Origin of the sequence: Candidatus Magnetobacterium casense (assembly GCF_019173545.1) — a bacterium.
Taxonomy (GTDB): domain Bacteria; phylum Nitrospirota; class Thermodesulfovibrionia; order Thermodesulfovibrionales; family Magnetobacteriaceae; genus Magnetobacterium; species Magnetobacterium cryptolimnobacter.
Map to the genome: position 1 here is coordinate 1 of NZ_JABXWD010000117.1, position 9576 is coordinate 9576.

The following is a 9576-nucleotide window of genomic DNA, read 5'->3' on the forward strand; positions in this document are numbered from 1 at the left end:
ATGACACAGATGGGCGCAAAATACCACTTCTTGTCATTCCCGTGAAAACGGGAATCCATTTTCAAAAACCGCATAAAAAGCCAGTTAATAAAAAAGTGCAAAAGTATAGACCTTACAATGGATGGCAAAAAGGATGGTGTTACGATGATAGGATTTATAGGTGGCGGCAACATGGCCGAGGCCATGCTCAAGGGGATGTTGGCAAAGGGGATGAGGGACGTTATTGTCTCCGAGCCGAGGCAAGACAGGAGACAGCAACTCGCACAGCTATACGGCATTAACACGACCGGCGATAACCTGGAACTCATAAACGCCTGCGACGTGATCATCGTGGCGATCAAACCACAGACCCTCGCCGCCCTGGCCGATGAAACACGGGCTGTTGATTTCACCGGCAAGGTGATCATATCGATTATGGCGGGGATCAATCTGTCGTACCTGGGGAAGGTCTTCCGTGGTGCAAGCGTAATCCGTGTGATGCCCAACACCCCTGCCCTTGAGCAGGAGGGGATGTCGGTCATATCGGTGGGCGAAGGTGTTGCAGAGGGTGTTCTCAGTCAGGCCACGGGGATACTTGATTGCATAGGCAAGACCCTCGTCCTGCCGGAGAGTTTTATGGATGCGGTGACGGCTGTTTCGGGCAGCGGACCGGCCTTTATTGCGTATTTTGTGGATGCGATGATCGACGCCGGGGAGGGGCTTGGCCTTGGGCGTGATACCGCCGTTATGTTGGCGATTCAGACGCTGGTCGGTACGGCAAAGCTCCTCGACTCCGGCATCCCCCCGGCGGCTATTGTAAAGATGGTGGCCTCACCCGGGGGTACAACCGAGGCAGGCTTGAATGTGTTAAACAACAGCAACGTTAAAGGCATTGTCACGCAGACTCTCGTCGCCGCATGTCAGAGGAGTGTTGAGCTGGGCAAGAAGCTCGGCTGCTAAAGAAAGAAAGGGGCGGCTCCGCCCCCCTTTAGAACCCCCCGCAAGGGGAGGGGCGAGGCGCCCCGGCCACGAAGAAGTCCCCTTGACCCCATAAAAATGCCATGTATCTTGTATTTAATCCAATTGAAATTTGCTATATTTTTTGGACGGAATTGTCAACATCACCTCTGTCCCCTGGCCTGGGATGCTTCTGATGGTGACCTGTGCTCCGATGATGCCGACCAGCTCATGTACGATGGCCAACCCTATGCCCATACCGCTGGAGTGTCTGCCTTTATAAAAACGCTCAAAGACAAGGGGTAGTTCTTCGGCGGGTATCCCGATACCGGTGTCAGATACCTTGATCCAGACGGCGGCGGCATCGCCTCCGTACTCAATCGCAATTCTGCCTTCGGTTGTGTATCTGATGGCGTTGGAGAGCAGGTTGTCAAGGATTGATTGCAATATCTCACCATCAACGCTGACAACCATATCTGCACCATGTAACGAAAGTGCAAGAGACTTATTGAGCGCAACCTGCCTGTATCGTTCAAGGGTCTCGGACAAAAAATACGTCAGGTTAATTTCACTGTAGTTGCGAGGCTTAAAGAAGGTGGCCTCGGCGTTTGTGAGGTCTTCAATGCCCTTGATGAGACGCATCAATCTCTCTGCCTCAGCCATGATGTTCTGTGTTGCCCCCGAGTGCTCAACCACACCGTCAAGGACTGCCTCCGCATTTGCCTTGATGATGGTCAGCGGGGTTCTCAGTTGGTGCGTGATATCAGCCATGAGGCGTTTTCTGAGTTCGGCGTCACGCTTGAGTTGTTCGGCCATGTGATTAAAGGACTCCGTGAGAGAGCCTAACTCATCCCTGCCCCCGTGGGAAATCCTTACGCCGAAGTCCCCGCCGGCGATCCTTGCGGCAGCCTCCCTGAGTCTCTTCAGCGGCAACGACAAAAGCGTGCTAAAGAGCAGCGCCAACAACAACGACCCCACTCCAGCTATCACAAACGATACAAGCATAAATCTCATTGCACGTCTCCTGAAAAACTCCTCCCTTGCTCGGATATCGGCCCTGACAAGCGGCGTGAATCTCACCCGGCCAACCCTCTTGCCTTCCGCAAGGATATCATGCTCCCTGGAGGATTGGGTTGCTCCATGTCTGCCAACGATGCCTGCCATTTTCTGCCTCATTGGTTGGCTCATATGCTGCAACACTTGGGTGTAGTCCATTATGTCCCTGCCGGCTGCATCCAGCACGACCACGTCCAGACCAAGCATCATCCCCCAGTGTACGGCCTCCATCAGACTGGCATAGTTGAAAGCGCCACCCTCATAGCTGCTCTCAATGGAGGCTATCAGCCAGTAGACGTTGGCCTCCTCTATGCCCGTCCTGTAGTTGTCGAAGTCCCTCACGGTTGAATATCTGAAAACGGCATTTGAGATGCCGGCAACAACGATCACGGTTAAAAAGGAGAGAAATATCTTAGTCTTCATCGGGTGCGCAGTTAAACCTGTATCCGACCCCGTAGACGGTCTTGACGTAATCGAATTGTCCGAGCTTCTGTCGCATGTTTTTCATGTGTGCATCTATGGTCCTGTCATAGCCGTCGAAGTCATAGCCAAGGACGGCGTTTGTCAGTTGCGGGCGCGTAAGCACCTTGTTGGGGTTGCCGGCAAGGACAAGGAGCATGTTAAACTCCGTCGGTGTAAGCGTCACGACCTTGCCGTTGACTATGACGTTGTGAGTGTTCATATCGATAACAAGTTTGCCGTTGTTGAAGCTCAGAGTGCGTTGTTTTTTGCCCGCCCTCCTGAGGCAGACCTTGACGCGGGCCATAAGCTCCCTGGGACTAAATGGTTTCAGGACGTAGTCATCGGCACCCATCAGGAGCCCCCTGACTCGGTCGTCCTCGTGCGTCTTTGCCGTTAGCATGATGATTGGTATATCGTAATCGGCCCGTATCATCCGGCAGAGGTCCTCACCGTCCATGTCTGGCAGTCTGAGGTCGAGGATTATCAGGTCGGGCTGTTGACTCATCTGCCTCAGTCCTTCGGCTCCGGTGGCTCCCGTGAACACGGTGTAGCCCTCCCTAAGCAGGTATGTAGATATGATGTCGCTTATCTTGCCCTCATCCTCGATAAGCAACACCTTATGTCTGAACGCATTTAATGGGGTCAAGGGGACTGGTCCCCTTGCAGGGGGGTCTGAGGGGGGGCGGAGCCGCCCCCTTCTTGTTTTATTGCACGCAATCGAAACACGCTATATTCTACATGGCTTGTTTAATGGCAAGTACGGCCTGATTTTTGAGCATCTTAACGTATCTCATGCGCGAGTTTTTCATTGCCTGAGGGTTGACCGTAGCCCAATCGCCATAGATCAACCCTATCGGGGTTTTACGCACCGAAATAGGGATCAGGATAAACGTTTGGGCATTAAACACCGTGTGCAACCAGTTGGGAATGCACGATTGCACCTCCACGTCATTAACGTTGTTGATTACCACAATGGAGTCCTTGCTGAGAGATATGTTAAAGACGTCGTTTGAATCCTTGTCAATGGGAAACCGAAAGTGCTTGACCAGATTCTCTATATTGCGCCCAAGACCAAAACGGCCATCTATCGACTGTCCCTTGGCATTCTTTATGCTGATGATGGTGCGTGTAAACTCCATTCCCCTGTATAATGTCTCAAGGATCATGCGCAATAAGTCGTTTAAAGAGAACTCCTCCAGGAGGGTATTGGTTATGTCCAGTATACCTCGTGCAAGTATGTCATCGGGAGTTACGATTTCGTTGCTGTCGTCTTCGCTATCATGGGTGTTGTCAAGTATCTGCAATGAGCTTACAGGTTTAACTATCTCCTGCTGTACTATTGGGATATCCTGGCCTTTTATCATAAAACTCAAATTCTTGGTGATATGACTGTAGTTTATGTTAAATTTGCTATCTGCACAGTGAGCCATTAATATGTTGAAAGAGGCCTCAAGGACTTCGGTTACCATGCTTTGATCGCAGTTATCAAACATATTCGTAAAGCTGTTTAAGGCATCTTTCCACATGTTTACGTCCATTTGCTCGGTGTTGAGCAACTCGCATAAGTTGTTGGAAAAGAGGGACAGGCACCTTATATTTTCTATATTGTTTTTTGGTTTATCGAGCTTGTTCAAAGGTATCTTTTGCATACATAGCAAGATGTTTTCAGAGAAGTTCCAGTGCTTGGCAATAGTTATACCAATGGTGTCATATGCTACATTGAGGACGGAGATGGCTATTTCATATTCAGAGACCTTTTTGAGTTTGGCAAGTTCTACGATCTTTCTATGTTCATCTGGCAGATAAAAGACAAGCAATAACTTTCCGAGGCTATGAAACATCGAACAGATAAAGGTTTCCTCTAATTCCCTCATACCTAATCTGCTGCCCATTCTCTTTGCAATCACCCCACTCAAAAACGAAACCAACACCGCCTCCCTCAGAGCTACGGACATGGAGTTGTCCTTAATAGTCTCAAAGAGCACAAGGGACAGGGCTACGTCCCTGACGTGACTGAATCCCAATATATGGATAGTACGTGAGATGGTGTTGATCTTCCCGCCTCTGTTGTACTTGACGTAAGCGGCTGAGTTTACCAGCCGCAGCAGCTTGTTGGTCAGCGAAATGTCGTCTAATATTGTGTTTGTAAGCTCATCGACAGAGGCTTTACTGCCGGCCTTTGTCTGTGTGCTCACCAGAGCAACAGTGCGCCCCATTACCGGGAACTCGCCCTTTGCCCTTATCCCGTCTAATATGCGTGCTATAACGGGTATCTTCGTCTCTGCCATATATTAACTACTTATAATCCCCCTATACATTGTACTACATTAACGCCTGTGTTTGTCAAGAGTTTTTTAAGGTAGCAGCCCCTTGACCCCTTCTTCCTGCTATAGTTACTTATCACCCTACATGACTTGTTTGATGGCCATTACGGCCTGATTTTTAAGCATCTTAATATATCTCATGCGCGAGTTTTTCATTGCATGTGGGTTTACCGTAGCCCAGTCGCCGTAGATCAACCCTATCGGGGTTTTACGTACCAATACAGGGACCAGGATAAACGTCTGGGCCTTAAACACCTTTTGCAACCAGTTTGGAATGCACGATTGCACCTCTATATCATTAACGTTGCTGATAACGACAATAGATTCATTGTTGAGCGATATGTTAAAGACGTCGTTTGATTCCTTGTTAATAGGAAAACGAAACACTTTAATCAGATTCTCTATATTCTGCCCAAAGCCAAAACGACCGTCTATTGACTGTCCTTTAGCGTTCTTTATACCGATGATCGTGCGTGTAAGCTCCATACCCCTGTGCATGGTCTCCAGAATCATGCGCAATATGTCATTTAAAGAGAAATCCTCCACCATGGTGTTAGTTATTTCTAATACCCCTCGTGCAAGTATATCCTCGGGGGTTACAATTTCGGCGCTGTCGGTATCGCTGTCATTGACGTTATCGATAATATGCAATGAAGTTACAGGTTTCGCTTCCTCCTGCTTTACTGTTGGTATCTCCTGCCCTTTTACCATAAAGCTCAAGTTCCTGGTAATGCGACTATAGCTGATATTGAAGTTGCTGTCTTTACAATGGGACATCAGTATCTTGAAAGAGGCTTCTATGGCTTCATTTATAATATTTTCATTGCAGTTGTCAAACAGATTATTAAAGCTGTTGAAGGCATCCTTCCACATTTTTACATTAATCTGCTCATTGTTAAGTAACTCACATAAATTGTTGGAAAACAGAGACACACATTTTATATTTTCTATAACGGTTTTTGGTTTAGCGAGCTTGTGCAAAGGTACCTTTTTCATGCAGTACATGATGTTTTCGGAGAAGTTCCAATATTTTGCAATAGCTATACCAATAGTGTCATATGCTACGTTGAGGACGGAAATGGCCGTTTCGTTTTCAGATACCTTGTTGAGTCTGGCAAGTTCTATGATTTTCTTATGCTCATCGGGCAGATAAAAGGCAATCAATAACTTCCCAAAGGAATGAAACATAGAGCAGATAAAGGCCTCCTCTAATTCACCGATGTCTAACCTGCTGCCTATCCGCTTTGCCATTATCCCACTCATAAACGAAACCAGGACTGACTCTCTGACGTCTGAGGCCAGCGAATTGTCCTTAATAGTCTCAAAGAGCACAAGTGATAAGGCTACTTCACGGACATGGCTAAATCCCAATATCTGAATGGAGCGTGAAATGGTGTTGATCTTCGTCCCTCTGTTATACTTGATGTAAGCGGCTGAGTTTACCAACCGCAGCAGCTTATTGGTCAACGATATATCACCCAGGATCGTGTTGGCAAGTTCATCGACAGAGGTCTTGTTGTCCGCTTTTGTCTGCGTGTTTACCAGGGCAATAGTGCGCCCCATCACGGGAAACTCCCCCTTCGTTTTCATCCCATCCAGTATCCGTGCTACGACGGATATCTTTGTCTCTACCATATCTTAACTATTGATAATCCCCATAGTTATTGTACTGCATTCACGACTGTGCTGTCAAGAGTTTTTTTGTAGCGGGGCAATAGCATTTGACCGCAGAGAAAAGAAAGGGGCGGCTCCGCCCCCCTTCAGAACCCCCTGCAAGGGGACCAGTCCCCTTGACCCCTTCCTGCGAAACCTTTTACCATGCTTTTTTAAGAGGATACACCTATCAACAATTCATAACATTCTCTAAGTGTGCTTGTCCTGCTGGCACCTGGGCTTTGATCTTGACTATTCCGGATGGTTGTGTCAACATAATGTGATATGAAAGCAACAGAGTGGACTGTTGGTGATGTGTTGCTGGACCTCTATGAGGTACGTGAGGTCTACAAGAGTGGCGGCATGGGGGTGGTCTACCGGATATTTCACAGGGGCTGGAATGTGGAATTAGCTATGAAAAGTCCGCGCCCTGAGTACTTCCAAAAGGAAGAGGACAAACGCAATTTCGAGCGTGAGGCCGAAACGTGGATGGACCTCGGGCTGCATCCCAACATCGTCAGTTGCTACTACATAAGGCGTATTGATGACGTCCCGCGGGTCTTTGCCGAATACCTTGGCGGAGGCAATCTGAGGGACCGCATACGCAAACGTAAATTAACCACCCTGGAGGATATCCTCGACATAGCAATCCAGTTTGCCACCGGTCTGCACTATGCCCACGAAAAGGGCCTGGTGCATCAGGACGTCAAACCGGCCAATGTCATGCTGTCCTATGACGGGATAGTCAAGGTGACGGACTTTGGACTAGCCAAGGCCAGGGCGCTCACAGACACCAAGGCCATCGATCAGGACATCAACAGGGGGATGCTGGTCAGCTATGGCGGCATGACACCGGCCTACTGTTCCCCCGAGCAGGCAAGCTCCGCAGAGAGGTCAATGCCCACACTGTCACGGTCTGCACTGCCAAACCCCGCACAACAAACCATCGTTACGCCCACGACAAGCTCCTTACTGTTGGTAACTGACAAGGCCCTGTCCACAAAGACAGACATATGGTCCTGGGGGGTGTCCATACTGGAGATATTCGTAGGGGGCATCTCGTGGATGACCGGCAGCATTGCCGATATCGCACTGGATAATTACCTCCAAAACGGTCCCATGGACGATATCATACCCCCTATGCCCACGGAAATCGTAAATCTGCTCAAACGATGTCTCCAAAAGATGCCCGAAGACCGCCCTGCCTCCATGCTTGAGATCGCAGAGGAGTTAAGACGCATATACCGTGATATCACGGGCAAGGCATATCCGCGTACCCAATACCTGGCCGGTCGGGCAACCGCCGATGGTATCAACAACAGGGCGATCTCCCTGCTCGACCTCAAAAAGACCAGTGGGATTGATGCCCTCTGGAAGGAGGCATTGAAGACCGACCCACTGCACTTTGAATCCACATACAATCTGGCTCTGTATGAGTGGAAAAACGGCACGATTACGGAAAGAGATATCATTCGCAGGATAAAGGCGATAACGATCAAGCGTCATATGAACTGGCGGGAGTGTCACATGTTGGGCAACCTGTACATGTTTTCGGGCAACTACTCAAAGGCGGTTGAGGAGCTTTGGAAGGCCGTAGAGTCGGAGCATCCCTCCGCCGCAGAGATAAAGGACCTGGTGCTGGCCCTCTGTGCAGAGGGCAGGGTCTTTACCGCAACGGCCAGTAGTAAAGGCCCCGCTGCCATTACTCTGTGGAAGGATGTGGAGAGACAATGCCGCAGTATTATAGAGGACATCCCCACCGGAGCCGAAAAAACACAGGAGCGTCCCGAAACCGAAAAAACTAAGGAGCGTCCGGCAGCGGTAAAGAACGTAGACCCCCACATAGTATCTGCCTGTACGCTGGCCCTGACCAGACAGGGCAGACAGAAGGAGGCATATGAGTTTTATACCTCATACAGAGATAAATCACCGGGGATGCCTTCCTCTGCAACGGAGGCGTTTCATCGCTATCTGCCAGGTTTTGAGATTCTGCATACCATCGAGGAACACAACGGCATGGTCGCCTCCATTGCAATCACCCCCGATAGCAAGAGGGCAATCTCTGCCGGCAGCGATGACAAGACGGTGCGCGTGTGGGACATCGAAGAAGGCAAGTGCCTGACCACACTGTATGGACACACCGATTGGGTCACATGCGTGTGCGTAAGCTCCGATGGCAGATTTGCAGTATCGGGCAGCAACGACAAGACCCTGCGGCTGTGGGATATCGGCTACAGCGTTGAAAGTACCACGGGCAGGTGCGTGCGGGTTATCAGCGACTCTGCCAGGAATGGCTCCTCAGAGGGCAACGACCCCGCAAAAAGGATAACGGCGGTGGCCGTTACACCCGACAGCAAGTACATCCTGGCCGGATTCAACGACGGGGCCTTGTTGTTGTTTAGCCTGGTCTCCGGATTAAAGCTGAGGCATTACGATGGCCACAGGGGCAGGATTACATCCGTGGCAATTACCCCCGACGGCCTCTATGCCGTAAGCGGCAGCACTGATACGACCGTGTCTCTGTACAACATCGTTACGGGCAAGCTGTTGCGTACCTTCACCGGACATACGGGGGGCGTGACTTCGGTTGCCATAAGCCCTTCAGGGACCCTGCTCCTAACCGGCAGCGAGGACAAGACCATGCGTCTGTACAACCTCGCAACGGCTCAGTGTGCGCATACCTTCAGGGGACACACGGGGGAGGTCTTATGTGTGGCATTCTCTGACCAGCAGAGCCTGGTCGTCTCCGGCAGCAAGGATGAGACCTTATGTCTGTGGGATATAAGAAGCCGCCAGCGGGTATTTTTATTCAAGAAGTTTGAGGGGCCTGCCCTGGCAATCACACCATCGGGCAGACGGGCGGTCTATAGCATCTGGAATGGCATCAGGATCGTGGAGATCGCCAATCACTATCCCCTCTCATATGCCATTGCCATACCGGTTTCGTCAGTGGAGTCAGAGGAGCGCGAGGCGGCCTTCCGGAAAGAAATACAACGCGCAAGGGACCTCATCAGGGCCAACAATATCATGGAAATCCCTGAAATTATTAAAAAGGCGCGTGATATAAAGGGCTATGAAAAAGACAGAGATGCCCTTGAGATAAAGGAACAGTTGGCGGCCTATTTCCCCAAAAAGGAACTGCTTG

Annotated in this window: 6 protein-coding genes; 2 read left to right on the forward strand and 4 right to left on the reverse strand. The window is 50.0% G+C overall.

The genetic code is table 11. From position 1 onward, the window contains the following. The first annotated feature begins 117 nt into the window (after nt 1-117). Complete coding sequence (gene proC / locus HWQ67_RS07985; RefSeq protein WP_218252158.1) at nt 118-939, forward strand: pyrroline-5-carboxylate reductase; 822 nt, start codon at nt 118-120, stop codon at nt 937-939. A 114-nt stretch (nt 940-1053) separates the two neighbouring features. On the opposite strand, the gene HWQ67_RS07990 is transcribed toward proC, so the two are convergent. From HWQ67_RS07990 to HWQ67_RS08005, 4 genes are all read right to left on the reverse strand, one after another. After that, a complete protein-coding gene (locus HWQ67_RS07990) occupies nt 1054-2415 on the reverse strand; it encodes a sensor histidine kinase (RefSeq protein ID WP_218252159.1) in 1362 nt (453 codons plus the stop codon). Next, nucleotides 2405-3100 carry a response regulator transcription factor gene (locus tag HWQ67_RS07995; protein ID WP_218252160.1) on the reverse strand — a complete coding sequence of 232 codons (696 nt, stop codon included), beginning with the start codon at nt 3098-3100 and terminating at the stop codon, nt 2405-2407. The genes HWQ67_RS07990 and HWQ67_RS07995 overlap by 11 nt, the downstream gene beginning before the upstream one ends. Nucleotides 3101-3188: 88 nt before the next feature. Next, nucleotides 3189-4742, reverse strand: a complete 1554-nt coding sequence (locus HWQ67_RS08000; protein WP_218252161.1) for an HDOD domain-containing protein — start codon at nt 4740-4742, stop codon at nt 3189-3191. 117 nt (nt 4743-4859) lie between these two features. Beyond that, the gene (locus HWQ67_RS08005; protein ID WP_218252162.1) at nt 4860-6413 is read right to left on the reverse strand and encodes an HDOD domain-containing protein; all 1554 of its coding nucleotides are present in this window, start codon (nt 6411-6413) and stop codon (nt 4860-4862) included. A gap of 303 nt (nt 6414-6716) precedes the next feature. Here HWQ67_RS08005 and HWQ67_RS08010 point away from each other — a divergent pair. After that, on the forward strand, nt 6717-9576 hold a 2860-nt coding region (locus tag HWQ67_RS08010; protein WP_218252163.1), incomplete at its 3' end, for a serine/threonine-protein kinase.

Excerpts from the sequence above, each read along its gene's own strand:
- proC (WP_218252158.1), top strand. The coding sequence starts at position 118 with ATGGATGGCAAAAAGGATGGTGTTACGATGATAGGATTTATAGGTGGC.
- HWQ67_RS07990 (WP_218252159.1), bottom strand. The coding sequence starts at position 2,415 with ATGAAGACTAAGATATTTCTCTCCTTTTTAACCGTGATCGTTGTTGCC.
- HWQ67_RS08000 (WP_218252161.1), bottom strand. The coding sequence starts at position 4,742 with ATGGCAGAGACGAAGATACCCGTTATAGCACGCATATTAGACGGGATA.
- HWQ67_RS08005 (WP_218252162.1), bottom strand. The coding sequence starts at position 6,413 with ATGGTAGAGACAAAGATATCCGTCGTAGCACGGATACTGGATGGGATG.